This window comes from Micromonospora sp. NPDC000663, from assembly GCF_042898105.1.
Lineage (GTDB): Bacteria > Actinomycetota > Actinomycetes > Mycobacteriales > Micromonosporaceae > Micromonospora.
In genome coordinates, this window is sequence record NZ_JBIAYR010000003.1 from 551,871 (window position 1) to 569,470 (window position 17,600).

13 protein-coding genes are annotated in these 17,600 nt (G+C 69.0%); 7 read left to right on the forward strand and 6 right to left on the reverse strand.

Translation table 11 applies throughout. From position 1 onward, the window contains the following. Positions 1-534 precede the first annotated feature (534 nt). The 4 genes from rpsF (at position 535) to rplI (ending at position 2,185) form a co-directional block, all read left to right on the forward strand. Positions 535-825: a 30S ribosomal protein S6 gene (rpsF, locus tag ACFY1S_RS14830; RefSeq protein WP_074315517.1), complete on the forward strand. Its 291-nt coding sequence runs from the start codon at positions 535-537 to the stop codon at positions 823-825. Between the two features lie 81 nt (positions 826-906). Beyond that, positions 907-1,443: a single-stranded DNA-binding protein gene (locus ACFY1S_RS14835; protein ID WP_354815052.1), complete on the forward strand. Its 537-nt coding sequence runs from the start codon at positions 907-909 to the stop codon at positions 1,441-1,443. Between the two features lie 41 nt (positions 1,444-1,484). After that, positions 1,485-1,724 carry a 30S ribosomal protein S18 gene (rpsR, locus tag ACFY1S_RS14840; protein ID WP_013289355.1) on the forward strand — a complete coding sequence of 80 codons (240 nt, stop codon included), beginning with the start codon at positions 1,485-1,487 and terminating at the stop codon, positions 1,722-1,724. A gap of 14 nt (positions 1,725-1,738) precedes the next feature. Then, complete coding sequence (rplI, locus tag ACFY1S_RS14845) at positions 1,739-2,185, forward strand: 50S ribosomal protein L9 (protein ID WP_151487665.1); 447 nt, start codon at positions 1,739-1,741, stop codon at positions 2,183-2,185. Positions 2,186-2,269: 84 nt separating this feature from the next. On the opposite strand, the gene ACFY1S_RS14850 is transcribed toward rplI, so the two are convergent. Beyond that, positions 2,270-3,811, reverse strand: coding sequence for a hypothetical protein (locus ACFY1S_RS14850; protein WP_387117297.1), 1,542 nt, complete (start codon positions 3,809-3,811; stop codon positions 2,270-2,272). Positions 3,812-4,192: 381 nt separating this feature from the next. Here ACFY1S_RS14850 and dnaB point away from each other — a divergent pair, with 381 nt between their 5' ends. Together dnaB and ACFY1S_RS14860 are read left to right on the forward strand one after the other, a co-directional pair. After that, positions 4,193-7,030, forward strand: coding sequence for a replicative DNA helicase (dnaB, locus tag ACFY1S_RS14855; RefSeq protein WP_387117300.1), 2,838 nt, complete (start codon positions 4,193-4,195; stop codon positions 7,028-7,030). Between the two features lie 218 nt (positions 7,031-7,248). Continuing rightward, positions 7,249-8,034, forward strand: a complete 786-nt coding sequence (locus tag ACFY1S_RS14860; protein ID WP_387117303.1) for a hypothetical protein — start codon at positions 7,249-7,251, stop codon at positions 8,032-8,034. On the opposite strand, the gene ACFY1S_RS14865 is transcribed toward ACFY1S_RS14860, so the two are convergent. From ACFY1S_RS14865 to ACFY1S_RS14885, 5 genes are all read right to left on the reverse strand, one after another. After that, a complete protein-coding gene (locus ACFY1S_RS14865) occupies positions 8,005-8,682 on the reverse strand; it encodes a maleylpyruvate isomerase N-terminal domain-containing protein (RefSeq protein ID WP_387117306.1) in 678 nt (225 codons plus the stop codon). The genes ACFY1S_RS14860 and ACFY1S_RS14865 overlap by 30 nt on opposite strands. A 105-nt stretch (positions 8,683-8,787) precedes the next feature. Continuing rightward, the gene (locus ACFY1S_RS14870; protein ID WP_357984693.1) at positions 8,788-9,165 is read right to left on the reverse strand and encodes a zf-TFIIB domain-containing protein; all 378 of its coding nucleotides are present in this window, start codon (positions 9,163-9,165) and stop codon (positions 8,788-8,790) included. Between the two features lie 19 nt (positions 9,166-9,184). Then, the gene (locus ACFY1S_RS14875) at positions 9,185-9,817 is read right to left on the reverse strand and encodes a phosphoribosyltransferase (RefSeq protein WP_387117309.1); all 633 of its coding nucleotides are present in this window, start codon (positions 9,815-9,817) and stop codon (positions 9,185-9,187) included. A 41-nt stretch (positions 9,818-9,858) separates the two neighbouring features. Then, positions 9,859-11,196 carry a glycosyltransferase 87 family protein gene (locus ACFY1S_RS14880; RefSeq protein ID WP_387117312.1) on the reverse strand — a complete coding sequence of 446 codons (1,338 nt, stop codon included), beginning with the start codon at positions 11,194-11,196 and terminating at the stop codon, positions 9,859-9,861. 58 nt (positions 11,197-11,254) lie between these two features. Then, entirely contained in the window at positions 11,255-13,768 is a 2,514-nt protein-coding gene (locus ACFY1S_RS14885; protein WP_387117315.1) for a putative bifunctional diguanylate cyclase/phosphodiesterase, read from the reverse strand. 511 nt (positions 13,769-14,279) lie between these two features. Between ACFY1S_RS14885 and ACFY1S_RS14890 the strand changes: the two genes are divergently transcribed. Beyond that, positions 14,280-17,345, forward strand: coding sequence for a BTAD domain-containing putative transcriptional regulator (locus ACFY1S_RS14890; protein WP_387117318.1), 3,066 nt, complete (start codon positions 14,280-14,282; stop codon positions 17,343-17,345). Positions 17,346-17,600: the final 255 nt, after the last annotated feature.

The following is a 17,600-nucleotide window of genomic DNA, read 5'->3' on the forward strand; positions in this document are numbered from 1 at the left end:
GCGGCCAACGCCCGGTACCGCCGGACGGCGCGAGCGCCGGCACGGCAGCCGGCGGCCGACGGACCGACAACGAGGTCACCCCCGCCGCGCGGCCCGGCGAGGCGGGGGCGACCGACCTGGCAGACCCCAATTCCACCGAGGAACAATCTCGGAAGTTTGTGCCATTTCCCCCGAGAAGGCACAAGAGCCGTTGTATCGTCAGGTAACAACACGATAAAGCTCCGCGGGGCGTCTCCAGTCCAACCTCATCGGTGTGGTCGTTCCTCCCCAGGTCCCACCCAAGGAATGCGGACGGGACGCCCCGCGGCCTCGTTGACGGGGGTCCACCACTGACCAATGGCGGTCAGGCGGTGGACCCCCGTCGGCACGCCCCCGGGGCCCGACCCGACCACCCCGGGCATGATCGTCCGGACCGGGTATCCTGGTCAGGTTGTCCGCGTCCGGCCGGGTTCCCCCGGCACGTGCGGGCAGCGACGCACGACCTCCTGCCACGGAAGGACCGTGGCCGCTTAGCCCACAGGAGGTGAGCACGTCTTGCGTCATTACGAAGTCATGGTGATCCTCGACCCCAGCCTCGAGGAGCGCACCGTCGCCCCGTCTCTCGACACGTACCTGAACGTGATCCGGACCGCGGGTGGCTCGGTTGAGAAGACGGACGTGTGGGGCCGCAGGCGCCTCGCGTACGAGATCAACAAAAAGGCAGAGGGCATCTACGCCGTCGTCGACCTGCAGGCCACGCCTGCCGCTGTCGCCGAGCTGGACCGTCAGCTGCGACTCAACGAGTCCGTGCTGCGCACCAAGGTCATCCGACCGGAAATGCGCTAAGCCTTCAAACCCCCGGTTCGTCCGGATCAGCCTCCGCGACTCTGTCGGAGGGCTCTGCGAGCCTGTACGACGAGACGCTGAGTGCGCGAGGAGATGGTCATGGCAGGAGACACCACCATCACGGTCATCGGCAATCTGACCGATGACCCCGAGTTGCGGTTCACCCCCTCCGGGGCTGCGGTCGCCAAGTTCCGAGTCGCCTCGACGCCCCGCTTCATGGACAAGGCGTCGGGCGAGTGGAAGGACGGCGAGCCGCTGTTCCTCGCTTGCACCGTCTGGCGGCAGGCCGCCGAGCACGTCGCCGAGTCGCTGCAGCGTGGCGCCCGGGTGATCGTGTCGGGTCGGCTGCGCCAGCGGTCCTACGAGACCCGCGAGGGTGAGAAGCGCACAGTCATCGAGCTCGAGGTCGACGAGATCGGCCCGTCGCTGCGCTACGCCACGGCGAAGGTGCAGAAGATGTCCCGCTCCGGCGGCGGTGGCGGCGGCTTCGGTGGCGGCGGTGGTGGTGGCAACCAGGGTGGCGGCGGAGGCAACTTCGACGACCCCTGGGCTTCGGCCGCACCCTCTCCCGCGCGTGCCGGTTCGGGCGCCAATTTTGACGAGGAGCCACCGTTCTAATGGCGCCGAGCGCCCGCGATCGCAAACCAGGAGCACGTGCAATGGCCAAGGCTGCGGCACTTCGCAAGCCGAAGAAGAAGGTGAACCCGCTCGACAAGGACGGGATCACCTACATCGATTACAAGGACACCGCGCTGCTGCGGAAGTTCATCTCCGACCGCGGCAAGATCCGCGCTCGACGGGTGACCGGCGTGACCTCGCAGCAGCAGCGGCAGATCGCCCGCGCGGTCAAGAACGCCCGCGAGATGGCGCTCCTGCCGTACACGGCCACCACCCGCTGAGAGGAGGCACCGATATGAAGATCATCCTGACTCAGGAAGTGTCCGGCCTCGGTGCCCCGGGCGACATCGTCGAGGTCAAGGACGGCTACGGCCGTAACTACCTGCTGCCGCAGGGCTTCGCGATCGCCTGGACCAAGGGCGCGGAAAAGCAGGTCACGGTCATCAAGCGGGCCCGTTCGGCCCGTGAGATCCGCGACCTCGACCACGCGAACGAGGTCAAGGGTCAGCTCGAGGGGCTCAAGGTCAGCCTGAAGGCCCGCGCCGGTGACGGCGGTCGGCTCTTCGGCTCGGTCACCCCGGCCGAGATCGTCGACGCCGTCAAGGGCGCCGGCGGCCCGGTCCTGGACCGCCGCCGGCTGGAGGTGCCCGGTCACATCAAGTCGACAGGCAGCTACCCGGTGAAGATCAAGCTGCACCCCGAGGTGACCGCGTCGTTCAACCTGAACGTCGTTCAGGGCTGACGCCGGTAACAGCACCACGAGGGCCCGTACCGATCGCTCGGTACGGGCCCTCGTGCATGTCCGTGGGGAGCGGGCTCCGACCGGTCAACCGATCGGCTGCCCCGTCACCGCGCTGATCAGCACCGTGGAGAGGCCACCGCCCACCACAGCGGCGGCGAGAGCGATGGTCGCCGAACGCCACGTCGTACCGACCCGGCGCAGCAACGCCGCCACCACCAGACTGCTCACCAACGCCAGCCCGAATCGCGGCGAGCCGGCCAGCATCGACTCCAACGCCCGCGACCGGGGCGAGTCACACCCGCCCCCGCTGATGTCGGTGACACACCCGGCCGGCGGCAGACCGTCCAGAGTCAACAGCCAGACGAAGATCAGCACCGCCGGCACCAGATAACAGGCAGCGGTGTACAGCATCGGCCGGAAGGACCCACCCGGATCCGGGTCGAGCAGGTCGTCCTCCAGCCGCCGAGCCCAGCCGCCCGCCGCCACCGACTCCACCCGCTGGCGGACCGACGCCGTACCCACCGGAGGCTGGACCACCCGACCCCGGGTGCTCCCCTCCCGCCGCACTGGTGCGCTACGCGGACGCGGCGCGGTGTAGCCCACCACCGGCGACCTCGGCGCCGACGTCGACGGATCCATCCAGCGCGGGTCGTCACCGGCCAGCCGCGTACCCGACCAGAACCCGTCGTCGCGACTCGGCCACCCTTCCGCTGACGCCGGCCGGTCCGAGCGGGGCGGCAGCGTCCGGTCCCAACTGTCGTCCTCGACCGCCGACCGCTCCCACTGGCCGGTGCGGTCGGACCGCTCCCAACCCCCGACACCCTCCGCCTGCGCCCACTGCCCGCTCAGGTCCGTGCCGTCCGCGTCCCCGATCGGGGGCCACGCGTGCACACCCGAGGCGTCCCACGGGTCCACAGCCGGCGCGTACGACGGCTCGGGCTCGGCGGCCCGCTCCGACCCGCGCTCCCAGGGATCCACCGCCGGACGTGTCCACGACTCCTCCGCCGCGCGACGGCTGCGCCGGGTGGGCCGGCTCGCATCCCGGCGGGGTGCCGGTTCGGCAGGCGCGGCATCCAGATCACCACCGGACCAGATCACGTGAGGGCGACCCGCGGGCGCCCGACGGGGACGACGGTCCGCGACCGCGCCCGACACGGGCTCCTCCTCCGCCGCGTTGGCGCGCCGGCGGCCGGCGTACCCCTGCTCCTGCGGACGGTCGAGCGTCCACTCACGGGTGTGGTCCGACTCGGGCGCGGCACCGATCGCCGGACGCTCCCGCCAACTCGTCTCGCTGACCTGCCGCCTGGTGCTCGTCGTCTCGGTACGCCGCCAACCGGCACCGGAACTCGGGCGCTCGAACTGCGGATCGTCGTCGTCATCGGGCGCGGCGTGCCGGCCACCGCCGTCGGCGTGCCGAACACCCGACTCGAGCGCCCACCGGGGCAGGTACGCGTCGACCGGCTCGTCCTGCCCGCGATCCAACGCGCGCCGACGGCTGGAGGTGCGGTAACGCCCGTCCTCGTCGTACGGGTCGACCGGAGGGGACGGCGTGCGCTCACCCCACGAGGCTGTCGGCTGGCCCTCTCGCGGGCTGCCCTCCCCGCGTCCCCAGTCCCGGTAACTCACGGCCGGATTGTGACCCTTCTGAACCGAAAGCGTGATCCGCTGTCCAGGTGTAGCCGTTCGCTGGAGATAGTACGGGACGATCGTGTCCCAGTCCCGACCGAAATATTCCCCTCCACAGGCTGGGGACCACGAAACCGCAGGTCAGAAGCTTGTAGCCGAGAATTCCCCAACGGTTATCCACACCCTGTGCACACGCTGCGCACATGCTCGTCCACCGGCGTCCACAGGTTGTCCCGAGGCTCGTCCACCGGCCTTGTTGAGTCGCTGACCTCGGGGTCCGTATGGTTGGCCCTCGACCGCCGGCGCGATGGCCCCCGATCGACCGGCCCGGTCGGACGGAAGTGTCGTACCCCGGCGTGAAGCTGGGACTGATCCGGCGCAGTGGAGGGGGGACCCGTGTCGGTCACCGACGACATGCGGGCGGAGTCACGAGCCGGCGGAGGTCAACCACCCGCGCAGCGGGACGGCCAGTTCGACAAGACCCCACCTCAGGACGTCGCCGCCGAGCAGTGCGTCCTGGGCGGCATGCTGCTCTCCAAGGACGCCATCGCCGACGTCGTCGAGATCCTCAAGACCAACGACTTCTACCGGCCGGTGCACGCCACCATCTTCGACACCATCCTGGACATCTACGGAAGGGGCGAGCCGGCCGACCCGATCACCGTTGCCGCCGCCCTGACCGACTCGGGTGACCTGGCCCGCATCGGCGGCGCGCCCTACCTGCACACCCTCATCGCCAGCGTGCCCACGGCGGCGAACGCCGCCTACTACGCGCGGATCGTCAGCGAGCGGGCCGTGCTGCGCCGCCTCGTGGAGGCAGGCACCAAGATCGTGCAGCTGGGCTACGGCACCGCCAACGGCGGCAGCCGCGACGTCGACGACATCGTCGACCTAGCCCAGCAGGCCGTCTACGACGTCACCGAACGGCGGGTCAGCGAGGACTTCGCGGTCCTGGCCGACATGTTGCAGCCGACGCTCGACGAGATCGAGGCGGTGGGCGCGCAGGGCGGCGTCATGACAGGCGTACCCACCGGCTTCAGTGACCTGGACCGGCTGCTCAACGGCCTGCACGCCGGGCAGCTGATCATCGTGGCCGGCAGGCCTGGTCTGGGCAAGGCGCTGTCGCTCGACACCCCACTGCCGACGCCGGATGGCTGGACGACCATGGGCGCGATCCGGGTGGGCGATCAACTGTTGGCCGCGGACGGCAGGCCCACCACGGTCACGCACGCCTTCGACGTGATGCACGACCGTCCCTGTTACGAGGTCGAGTTCTCCGACGGCACCGTGATCGTGGCGGACGCGGAGCACCTGTGGAAGACGACGAGCCGGGCGAGTCGACGGCAGGGGCCGGCGCGGCAAAGGCGTCGCTGGTCCGAGTCGTCGCTGGCAAACGTACGTGCGGCACAGAAGCAGCTAGGTGCCGCACGAAACCGGCCGATCACTCTCTTCGACACGATCGAGCAGGTCGGGCCGGAGTTCCGGCATGTCCTGCACACCCTTGCCCGTGAGGTCGGGTCGATTGGCCGGATCGGCCGTCCCATTGTCCGCAACGGCAGGCCGCGGAACTGGACTGCGCCCGGGTATCCCGCCGGTCCCCTGCTGACCGCGCTCCTCGAACGGGCCGAGCGGGAGATCAACGCCAACAGCCGGGTCAACCACGACGGTGTCGTCACCACTGCTGAGATCGCAGCCAGCCTGCGTACGGACACCGCCGAGCGGCGGCTCAACCACGCCGTACGCAACAGTGCCCCCTTGCAGCTTCCGGATCGGGAGCTGGTGGTCCCGCCCTACACGCTGGGGGCGTGGCTCGGTGACGGTCACTCCGGCGCCAGCCGCTTCACCACCGCTGACCCGGAGATGGTCACGCAGGTCGAGGCGGACGGCTTCCTCGTTCGGCCGAGCGGACCGATGGTTTACACAATTCTGTTGCCGGCCACGCCCGTCGCCAGCGGGAACGGCGTCTGCGTGGGCTGCGGCGTATCCACCCGCGCGTTGCGCGAGAACCCGGCAACGAGGAAGTGCTCCGCCTGCCACAACCAGAACGGTTCCTTCCTCGGGCTGCTGCGTCAGATCGGGGTAGCGGGTAACAAGCACATCCCGGGTGTCTACCTGCGCGCCTCCGAGGCCCAACGCCGGGCTCTGCTGGCCGGGCTGATGGACACCGACGGCACCGTTGCCCCCGCGGGCAACCTGCAGTACACGTCGACGTCGAAGCGGTTGACGGAGGACGTGCGCGAACTCGTCGTCAGCCTGGGTTACCGCTGCACCGTCAACGCGAAGCCGGTGGGCGGTCGCACCGCTGATTCGTCCATCGCGTACACGGTGAACTTCTCCACGCCGGATGTCATTTTCCGACTCAAGCGCAAGCGGGATGCGCACGCCGAACGCCGCCGGACCGCCTCCGACGTCCGGACGACCTCGCGGTACATCGTCGACGTCCGCCCGGTGCCGAGCGTGCCGGTTCGATGCGTCACGGTGGACAATCCCGAGCATCTCTATCTGGCCAGCCGGGCGATGATTCCTACCCACAACAGCACGGCTAGCATGGACTTTGCCCGAAACGCGGCGATTCGTGCCAACCAGGCGGCGGCCATCTTCTCGCTCGAAATGAGCAAGGTCGAGATCGTCATGCGACTGCTCTCGGCCGAGGCGCGGGTGCCGCTGCACGTGCTGCGCAGCGGGCAACTCTCCGACGACGACTGGACCAAGCTGGCCCGGTGCATGGGCGAGATCAGCGAGGCGCCGCTGTTCGTCGACGACACGCCGAGCATGAACCTCATGGAGATCCGGGCCAAGGCCCGCCGGCTCAAGCAGCGACACGATCTCAAGATGATCGTCGTCGACTATCTCCAGCTGATGACGTCGCCGAAGCGCACCGAGAGCCGGCAGCAGGAGGTCGCGGACCTCTCCCGTGGCCTGAAGCTGCTGGCCAAGGAGGTCGAGTGCCCGGTGATCGCAGTCAGTCAGCTAAACCGTGGCCCCGAGCAGCGCACCGACAAGCGCCCCCAGCTGTCCGACTTGCGTGAATCAGGCTCAATTGAGCAGGATGCTGACGTCGTAATCCTTTTGCACCGCGACGACTACTACGACAAGGAGTCGCCGCGGGCGGGGGAGGCGGATTTCATAATTGCTAAGCATCGGAATGGCCCAACCGATACGGTAACGGTCGCGGCGCAATTGCATCTGTCGCGATTCGTGGACATGGCGATCGGGTGACAAGCACCGCTGCTCGGTTATCTCCGTCGCAAATAGAAGACGTTGTTCGACGCGCGGGAACGGGCGAGAGTCTTACTCGCATCGCTAGCTCGTACGGTGTCAGCAGGCAGGCAGTGCGTGGCCTGTTGCGACGGCGAGGAGTCCCGGCTCGTTCTGTTGCCAAGTTGACTGACCTAGAACGTGCGGAGGCTGTAAAGCAATATTCCGAAGGACTGTCCGTGACCGAGGTGGCGAAGAAATTCGGGCTGACCGAACCAGGCATGCGTGGCTTGCTGAGCCGCCGTGGCGTCGTTCTTCGAAGGACTATCCACACCCTTCGGCACGATGCGTTCGACCAAATGTCGCCGGAAACCTGCTACTGGATAGGGTTTCTCTTCGCTGACGGGTGTGTGACGTATCGGCCAAACCACCTGCCGCAGATCTCCGTGGGCCTCGCCCAACGGGACCGCGACCATCTCGCATCGCTACGCACGTTCCTCGGTTCGACTAGCAGCATCTCAGCACCTAGCCCCACGCACGGATCGTGCCAGTTCTCGGTACGCTCGGCACGTCTGGCAGAGCGGCTGGTCACTCTGGGGAGATACGACGGTCCGATCGGCGAAGGGCTGGACGAATCACGTGACTTTTGGCGCGGCGTCGTTGACGGAGACGGCTCAATCGGCACCTACCGCCGACCGAGTCCCAGTCAATCCACGTTCTCGCAATTCAGGTTGGTAGGCAGCAAGCGTCTACTTGAGTCGTTTGCGGCCTTCCTCCGAAGTCATAGTATCGATGGCCTCTCCGTGCGGCCGCATAAAACGATCTACACGATCGGAACGACATGCGGGCCTGCCGAGAAGATAGTGACTCTTCTGTACTCGGAAGCGACCGTCGCCTTGGCCCGCAAAGCCGAAGTTGCGAAGAAGATAATGGCGGTTGATCTTCTGAGGCAGGAGAAGGCGGCCAGCGAAGCTGACGCCAGAAATTACTCGATGTCAGCCGAGCAGCGGAAACCAGCCCGCTGACTCGCCCAGTTCCAGCCGGTCCCGGTCGGTGAGTGGCATCCGCCCGGTGGCCTTCAGCAGGAATTCGTGGTCGTCCCAGGCGGCCGGTCGGACGGTGTCGTCGCTCAACAGGCCGTCCATCGTGGCCACCGCGACGCGTACCGCGAGTGGGCCGGGTGCCGGCGCGTCGGGCAGTTCCGGCGTGAGGTCCAGGTGGTGCACGACGGCCTCGGTGGTCAGAGTGGCGAGGAAGTCGGGTACCCGCAGCACGTGCCCCTGCGTGGTCACGTACCCGGTCGGGTCGGCTGACGTGGCAGCGCGGACCGCGGCCGGCGCGGTCTCCGCCCACAGCCGGACGATCCCGGTGGGACTGTCGAACGCGGCGGCCGACCGGCGGACCCACCAGGCGTGCCGGGCCGCCTCGTCGTCGTTGCCGGGGAAGTCACGCCAGTAGCTCACGTCGTCGGTGTCGGCGGGGCCGTCGACGGGACTGGCCAGTGCCACCAGGGCGCGCTGGGCGTCACCGAGGACGTGCAGGAGCAGGTCCGCGACGAGCCACCCGTGACACCGGGTGGCGCGTTGCAGGGCGGCGTCGTCCAGGCCGTCGACAGTTGCGGTGATTCCGTCGTACGCCTGAGCCAGCGCCTGCTCCGCCCGGATCGGGGTCATGCGGTGCAGCCTCGCACGGGCGGCGGCACCCGCCAACAGTTCCCGGCCAACGAAGCGCCCGGGCCGACGCGCGGTTCGGCCCGGGCGGGGGTGGTGCCGGTCCGCTCAGCCGAACATCTCGTCGAGGAAGCCCTTGCGCTTCTTCTGCCGGTAGTGCCCGTGGTAGCCGTGGTGCTGCTGCTGGTGGCCGTACGCGGGCGCCGGCGGGTAGCCGTGGGCGGGCGGCGGGGGCGGCGGCGGGGGGACAGCACCGTAGCCGGGCTGGTGCTGGCCGGGCGGGTAACCACCGGGCTGCTGCATCGGCGCCGGTGGCGGGCCGCCGGCCTGCTGACGGCTCCAGTTGGCCTCCGCCTCGAACAGCTTCTCCAGCTCGCCGCGGTCCAGGAAGATGCCCCGGCACTCCCCGCACTGGTCGATGACGACTCCGCTGCGCTCGTACTGACGCATTTCTCCGTGGCACTTGGGACAGGTGAGACTCATCACCCGACGGTACCTGGTCCACCTATGCAGTTGCTGTGAGCGCCTCGGTGACCTCTTCGTCGGACACCTCGTGGAAGTCGTCGTAGTAGACGCTCACCGCGCCGAAGTCGGCGGGGCGTTGGGCGCAGACGACCTGGTCGGCCTCGGCGGCGAGCAGCTCGTACGCCTCCTGGGCGCCGACCGGGACGGCGACCACCACGCGGCGGGCGCCAAGCTGGCGGACGACCTCGACGGCGGCGCGTGCGGTCGCCCCGGTGGCCAGGCCGTCGTCGACGATGACCGCGATCCGTCCGGCGAGGGCCAGCGGGGGCCGCCCGGCGCGGTAGAGGCGTTCCCGGCGCTCCAACTCGGTCTGTTCGCGGTGTCTGACCTCGGCGATGTCGTCGCCGCTGAGTCGGCTGGCCACCGCGTCGTTGAGGACCTGCACGCCGCCCGGACCGAGTGCGCCGAAGGCGACCTCGCGGGCCCACGGCATGCCGAGCTTGCGGACCACGAGCACGTCGAGCGGTGCGCCGAGTCGTTCGGCGACGACACGCGCGACAGGTACGCCGCCGCGGACGAGGCCGAGGACGACGACGTCGGGGTCGCCGATGAGTGCGGTGAGTCGCTCGGCGAGCACCTGGCCCGCGTCGGCGCGGTCGCGGTACGTGGTCATGCCTTCAGGTCTACGCCCTGAGGTGGGATCGCGCCCGGCAGTTACGCCGAAGTGGCCCGACCGGACAGCTCACCGGGCGCGGGGACACCCGACGTGTCGGTGCGGCGGTGCAGGGCGGGTGCCCAGGCGAGTAGGGCGAGCGGGTACAGCAGGTAGCCGAACCGGGTCGAGGGCATCAGGGCGATGGCGGCGAGTAGTCCGTACCCGCAGATCAGCGCCGTGGCGACGGCCGTGCGGGGCGGTCGGCGGGCGAGCCGGACGGCGATGGCCAGGCCGACCGCGATCAGTAGGGCGGCGGCGATGATACGACCGGCGGGCAGCGCCGAGGCGATCAGGTGGCCGGGGAACGGGGACTGCGCCGGACTGGTCACCAGGCCGTGGCCGAGGGGGAAGCGCAGGACGTTCTCGACAAGTGCGTCGCGGTCGACAAGCAGGGCCGGGACCAGCGCGGCGACCGGCAGTCCGATCGCGCCGGCGGCGACCCGCGTGCCGGCCCGCCGGGTGAGGCCCCAGACGATCAGGACGAGGGCGACCGGCCAGGCGAACAGCTTGAGAGCGCCGGCCAGGCCGACCGCGATGCCGGCCGCGCCGGGCCGTTCGGCGGCGGCGAGCGCGAGGGCCAGCAGGCAGAGCGCGAGTACGGGGAGGTCGTCCCCGCCGGTGGCGAGGGTGAGGGCGCAGATCGGCAGGACGGTGGCGGCCTGCACGCCGCGCAGAAGCGCGGAGTCCCGGCGGTTTCCCGTGCCGGTCTTCCGGTTGGCTGCCGGTTTTCCGCGCAGGGCGAGCACCGCCAGGGCGAGCGCCAGCGCGGTACCCACCGCGAACCAGACGCGGGAGTCGGTCCACCACGTGTCGATCAGTGCTCTGGGCAGGCCGAACAGGGCCATGCCCGGTTGGTACGGGGTGTAGCCGAGCAGTTGTTCGCCGGGCGGGAGGGCGGCGATGGCGTCGGGCCCGAGGTAGGGGGTGCCGTGCTCCAGCAGGCGGGTGCCCGCGTGCTCCACGACCAGGACCTCCTCCTGGGCCCGGTCGGTGCGGCCGGCGGTGCGCTCGACGCTCTGCCAGATGACCGGCAGCAGTGCGGTGCTCACCCAGGTGAGGGCGGTGACCGTCCACCGGGCGGGGAGGCCGGCGAGCCGGGAGGTGGGGGTGCGCCGGCGTAGCAGGAGCTGGACGACCACCGCCAGTGCCGCGACCAGGTAGCCGACGGCTGCGACGGCCCCCCACGCGCGGTGCGGCAGCAGCGTCGAGGTGACGGCGGTGATCGCTGCGAAGAGGGCGGAGACGGCGTAGAGGCCGAGGTCGAGGGCGAGCCCGTCGGCGGCGGTGTCGAGTGCCCGCCAGTGCCAGCGGCGGGCGGTCGGGGCGTCGGCGGTCACGGGCGACAGTTTGGCAGACCAGGCTGCGCCCACCTCACTCCCGGAGGCCGGTGCCCGGTCAGGCGGGGAGGTGCGGGAGCCTGTTGCGCCCGGCCTGGCGGCGGGTCTGGTTCAGCCGGATCACCGCCCCGGCGTCGTGCAGCGGGGTGGCCAGGGCACCCGGTCGGCCGCCCGAGCCGCGTTGCAGGGCCGCCAGGAGAGTGCCGGCCGGCATCGGCCGCGCGAACAGGTGCCCCTGGCCGGCGACGCAGCCCAACTCCCAGAGGGCGCGGCGCTGCGGCTCGCTCTCCACCCCCTCGGCGACCACGTCCAGGTCGAGGCTGCGGCCCAGGTCGAGGGTGGAACGGATGACGGCGGCGGCCTCGGCCGAACTCTCCATGGTCGTGACGAAGCTGCGGTCGATCTTGAGCTCGTGCACGGGGATCCGGGAGAGCAGGGAGAGAGACGAGTAACCGGTGCCGAAGTCGTCCAACGCCAGCCGTACGCCCTCCTCGCGGAGCCGGCTCAGCACCCGGTCGACCACGTCGAGCTGGCTGAGCGTCAGCGTCTCGGTCAACTCCAGCACCAGCCGGTCCGGTGGAAGGTCGTGGGCGCGCAGGCGGGCCAGCACCGAACCTGGGAAACGCGCGTCGAGGAGGCTGCGCGGCGACACGTTTACCGCGACCGGTACGTCGAAGCCCGCGTCGCGCCAACTGCCCGCAGCTGTCAACGCCTGGTCGAGGATCGCCTCGGCGAACGCCGGCAGCAGCCCGGAGCGTTCCACCGCCTCCAGGAACCGCAGCGGGTCGATCATGCCGTGGGTGGGGTGGTGCCAGCGGGCCAGGGCCTCGGCGCTTGTCACCTCGCCGGTGCCCAGGTCGACGATCGGCTGGAAGTTGACGACGAACTCGTGGTCCTCGACCGCCCGCGGCAGGTCACCGCCGAGAGTGAGGCGGCCCAGGTCGGCGGTGTCCCGCGCCGGGGCGTACGTGGAGATCCGCAGCCCGGCGCGCTTCGCCTGGTACATCGCGACGTCGGCGCGGCGCAGCAGCTCGGGCATGCCGCCGCTGGTCGGCGCGACGGAGATTCCGCCGCTGGCCTCGACGCTGATCCGCATGCCGTCCAGCTCGAACGGCTCGTGCAGCGCGGCGAGCAGCGTCTCCGCGCGGTGTGCGGCCACCGCCGGGGCAGGCAGCCCGCGCAGGAGTACGGCGAACTCGTCGCCGCCGAGGCGCGCCACGAGATCGCTGGACTGGGCGGCTCCGCTCAACCGGTCGGCGACCTGCACCAGCACCTGGTCACCGGCGGCGTGCCCGAGAGTGTCGTTGACCTCCTTGAAGTGGTTGAGGTCGATCAACACCAGCGCGGTGACGCCGTCGGCGTGCCGCGCGCTCAACTGCTCGGTGCCCTGGTCGAGCAGATGCCTACGGTTCGCCAGGTCGGTGAGTGCGTCATGAGTGGCGGCGTACGCGTGCTCGTCGGCAACCCGGGCCAGTTCGGCGTACGCCTGGGCGTTGCGGACGGCGGTGCAGAGCGCGGACGCGAAGGTGCGCAGCGTGTACTGCTCCCGCTCGGAGAGCTGCACCGGTCCCCGGAAACGCAGCCGCAGCACGCCGACGTCGACGGAGCGGTCGTGGCCCTCCAGAGGGGTCGGGATGACTGTGGCGTTCACCTCGGCGGTTGCGCCGGTCGGGCCGTCGAAGGAGAGTCCGCCCGTGCCACCGCGTACGGTGCGGCCGCCGTCGTGCAGCTCGATCTCGACCTCGTCGGCGGAGAACAATTCGGCGGCCTGGGTGACGGCGGTGGTCAGGACGTCGTCCAGGTCGACCACGTTGAGCGCGTCGGTGGTGCGAGCGAGCCGTTGCCACGCCTGCTGTTCGGTGCGGCCCCGGATGCGCGCGGAGTAGGCGAGGTGCAGGCTCAGGACCAGGGGCGGGACGGCGAGGAGGAGGCGGGGCTCCGCCTGAAGGATGAGCAGGGTGATCGCGGCCACCACGAACCGGACCCCGTACCCGGCAAGCCGGAGGTCCAGGTTGCTCTTGAACTGCGATGAAATCTTGCTTCCGGACGCCAGGGCGATGACCGGGATTGCCAATGTCTCGTCCAGCAGAGCAGCCGAAAGGTACGCGAAAGCCAGGATTCCCACCAGCTGCGGGGCGTCCATCGTGGGCCAGGTCCAGTCGAGCACCGTGAACGTCAGGCCTGCACCAGCCGCGACAAGGATGTTCTTGCTGACGCCGAAGGTCAGCTTGATAGTCGGCAGGCGGACGGAGGCGAGCGTGATGCCCACGCAGGTACAGACGATCAACCAGGACATCGGCGCGATGGCAGCCGCTATGACGATTGCCGCTTCGCTCCAACTGATCAGATGCACGGTGGAGCGCACGCGGACACGTGCCTTGACGAACGCCCCGACGGTGATCATGAAAGTGAGGGTCACGAGAGTCGCGACGTCAGGTACCGCTTCCGGCCCGGAGGTCAAGATCACTCGCAGGGCGGCGAGCGTAACGACCGTGGCGGCAACGACGAGGAGACCGACGAGCGGCCGTAGCCGTCGCTCGGTCTCGCTCTCGCGCCGTCGTGAAGAGGTCACTCAACTCCCGGATGACCACGCCTATCGTGCTCGAACCATACCTCTGTGTGACGCGGAAGTCCCGCGTCGATGTCAGCCCCACTCGTTACCGCGCATTTCACCTACTCCTTTCTCTCGTTCGGCTACCCAACTTGTTGGGGAACCGGATCCATGAAGGGAGCTTAAGTGGAGTAGGCCCCGGTTAGGGCCGATAAATGTCGCTATCACCATTATTAGTCAATTCGGTGCCGATTAGTGACATTCTGTTCGCACTTCGGTGCGGAGAGCGTCCAACTGCTTTCGTAGGGCAGCTTCGCCGTCGCAGAATGTCGCTGGGTGATCGGTTGCCTGAGCCGCAACCACCAGTGTCGGTACTGGATCGTCGCACCTCATCCGCCGATTCGGTTAACCAGGCGCCGACTTCGGTCAGAGGCGCACCTCACCTCGGAGTGGGTTGGCGGTCCGCTCGCGGAAGTTCGTGGTGGTTATGGTGGGCCCGATGAGATCGCCCTCAAGGCTGGGGGGTCGATGGATGGTGGAGATTCGAGTACTTGGTGGCCTTTCGCTGCTCATCTCGGGCGAGCGGCAGGGGTTGGGGACCCCGAAGCAACGCAGTGTGCTTGCCATGTTCGCGCTGCATCCGGGTCGGCTCGTCACTCCCGACGAGCTGGTCGACGAGTTGTGGGGGACGAACCCGCCTCGATCGGCGCTCCCCAATATCCGCACCTACGCCGCCAGCCTGCGCCGTACGTTCGACGCGACTGACGAAGGGCGCGGCGCTCTGGTGAGAGAGGGCAGCGGTTATCGATTGGAGCTGCCGACCGAGACGATCGACTCTTTCCGTTTCATGGCAGATCATCACCATTCCCGGAAGCTCGTCGCGGAAGGTGAACTCGACCGGGCCGAGGCCGTTCTGGAACGTGCCATGTCGGAGTGGAGGGGATCGGTACTCGCAGGAATGACGCTCGGCCCCGTACTGGCGACTCAGCGTGTCGCGATAGAGGAGGAGCGGGCTCTCGCGGTTGAACTCCTCGCCGATCTTCAGTCGCAGCGCGGTCACGCAGGGCGGGCGGTGCCGTTACTGCGGCGGGTGATCGCCGAGCATCCGTTACGGGAATCCGCTCGGTTGCTCCTGATGCGAGTTCTTCAGCGGAACGGTGACACGGCCGGACTGGTCGAGGCGTACCACGAGGCGCGCCACGTGCTGCAAGATCAGCTCGGAGTTGAGCCTGGGGCGGAGATGCAGGCACTGTACGAGGCTGAACTGGGTCGGGTACGAAGGCCGAACCGGACTGGCGTGTCCAGCCACGACGAAGACCGTCTGCCGTCCGCGAGTGGCCCGGGGATCACTGGTGAGCGGGTCGCTGCTGACTGGCTTCCCAGAACGGTGATCGAGTTCGTCGGCCGGAAGGAGTGCGTCAGCCGTCTGCTCAGTCACGTCAGCCGGGTGGAGGGCCGTGCGTCCGCGGTACTTGTGGTTGACGGGATGGCGGGAAGCGGAAAAACGACAGTTGCTCTCCATGTGGCGCGCAAGCTCGCCCCGAAGTACCGCGACGCGCAACTCTTCATCGACCTACAGGGGCACGGGGACGAAGAGGCCATCGAGCCGTTCACGGCGCTCTTCACCCTGCTCCGACAGTTGGGTGTGCCAGGTGGCCGCATTCCTGCCGACTTGGATCATCGCGTCGAGTTGTGGCGTCGAGAACTGGCAGCCAGAAGAGTCGTCGTCGTCCTCGACAACGTTGCTGACAGCAGCCAGATACTCCCCCTGCTACCAACCGCACCGGGCGCCGCGGTCCTCGTGACGTCCCGTCGACGACTGGCTGACCTGGACGTCGGCCCGCCGGAGTCGCTGCCACTGATGACCCTCGCGGAAGGGATGGCGCTGCTGTCGCAGAGTGGCGGGATCGAGAGGGTGGCGTCGGAGCCGGATGCGGCCGCCGAGGTCGTCCGCCGTTGTGGGTATCTCCCGCTGGCGATTCGACTCGCCGGGTCCCGACTTGCGCATCGCCCCGCAAGGCGGGTCGCGGACCTCGCCGCGCTGCTGGCCGCGGAGCCACCGTCGGTCGACCAGTTCCACGTGGGCGACCGGACTCTCGCGCGAGCCTTCGCCGCGTCGTACGAGCCGATTCCGGAGCCGGCGAAGCGTGCCTTTCGTCTGTTGAGCATCCACGCGGGCCAGTACAGCGCGGAGATGGTCGCGGCTCTGCTCGATCTGCCTCGCGCCGCTGCCGTCGAACTGCTCGACGATCTGGTCGATCGGCACCTGGTCGAGGAGATCGAAGGGGGCCGGTACCGGCTGCACAACCTCCTACGTCAGTATTCGCGCGCGCAGCTGCTGGCGGCGGACGGACCAGAGGCCACCAGGACGGCTGTGCGGCGCTTACTGGACTTCGCCCTTCATGCCTCCCTCGAAGCCGCAAAGGAGCTACATCGCGCCGTCGATGTCCGTGGAGAGGTCGATCCCGGGCTGTTCTCGCGTCCGGATCTCACCAGCCCCGACATCATCGCTGGTGTCGAATGGCTCGAACGGGAGCGCCTGAACCTGGCGATGCTTGTGGGCCTCGGCGCGGCGTACGAGCTTCACCACCACGTATGGAAGCTGTCCCGGGTGCTCTGGCGCTTTTTGTACGTGCGCGGCTACTTCGACGACATCCTGTACACCCAGGAGCTGGGGCTTGCCTCGGCGAAGATCATCGGCCACCAACGGGCGATGGGCACAATGCACAACTACCTCGCATCGGCCTTGGCGAAGACCGGCTCCCACCGGTCAGCGTCCGACCACCTCCACGCGGCGATCGCGCTGTTCCAGGCGATAGACGACGTGCGGGAGTTGGCCAAGCTTCGCGCGAATCTGTGTGTCGTCAACTGGCTGAGCGGCAATCTCGAGGAGGCTGTGGCCCTGGGGCGGCAGAGCCTCGCCGGCGGACTCTACGACAACCGCGTACCACTGGCCCTGCCGAACCTGGGCCTCGCGTTGGCCTCGCTCGGTCGCTGGGACGAGGCCATGAGGGTCCACCGGCACCACCTGTTCCAGGCTCGGCTGAAACAGGACTACTACCACCTGGCGAACGCCCTGAGCCATCTCGCGGCGGTACGCGTACGGCTCGGACAGTTCAGGCGAGCTGTGATCTTGTTGAGTTCCTCGCTGGCGCTGTTTCGCCGTACCGGGCACCGGTACGGCGAAGCCGAGGCGCGGAACACACTTGGTACTGCCTATCGAGGGCTGGGACAGCTGGATCTGGCCAGGCGGCAGCACGAGGCCGCCTTCGAGTTGGCAAACGACTCCGGCGAGCGGCATGCACAGTGCGCCGCACTGAACGATCTGGGCATGACGCTGCTGGCGACGGGGGAGCTGGCCGCCGGATCGGATGCTCTCCGTGAAGGGCTTCGGCTTGCGGGGCGGATCTCCAACCCGTACGAGCAGGGCCGTGCGCTTGCCTGCCTGGCCGAGCACTTCGCCCGTACCGACCGGGCGGAGGCTCGCCGGCACTGGGAGCGGGCGCTGGCGATCTTCCGGCGGATGGGCGTGCCGGAGCGCTTCGAGGTCGAGCGTCGCCTCGCGGAGCTGGGCACGACCGCCGTGAACGCCCACTGACCTGCCCGTACGGTGCTTATCGATTTCTTATCGCCGCCCCCGGTAGCTTCTTCGGCCGTAGCGGCGAACGGGGGAGGTTCTGCCCGTGGGCAGAACCGGGTCGCCGACACGCGCCCGCAGCCGGGTCCCCCCAGCGACTTCGGCTGCGGGTGGTGAGGGAGGAGCGGTGCCTGCGTCCCTGCGCCGCAGCACCCGGCGTGGTTGGCGGTCGGGCGCCGCTCCTTTCCGAACAGGTGGACGTCGTACCGTCCCGAT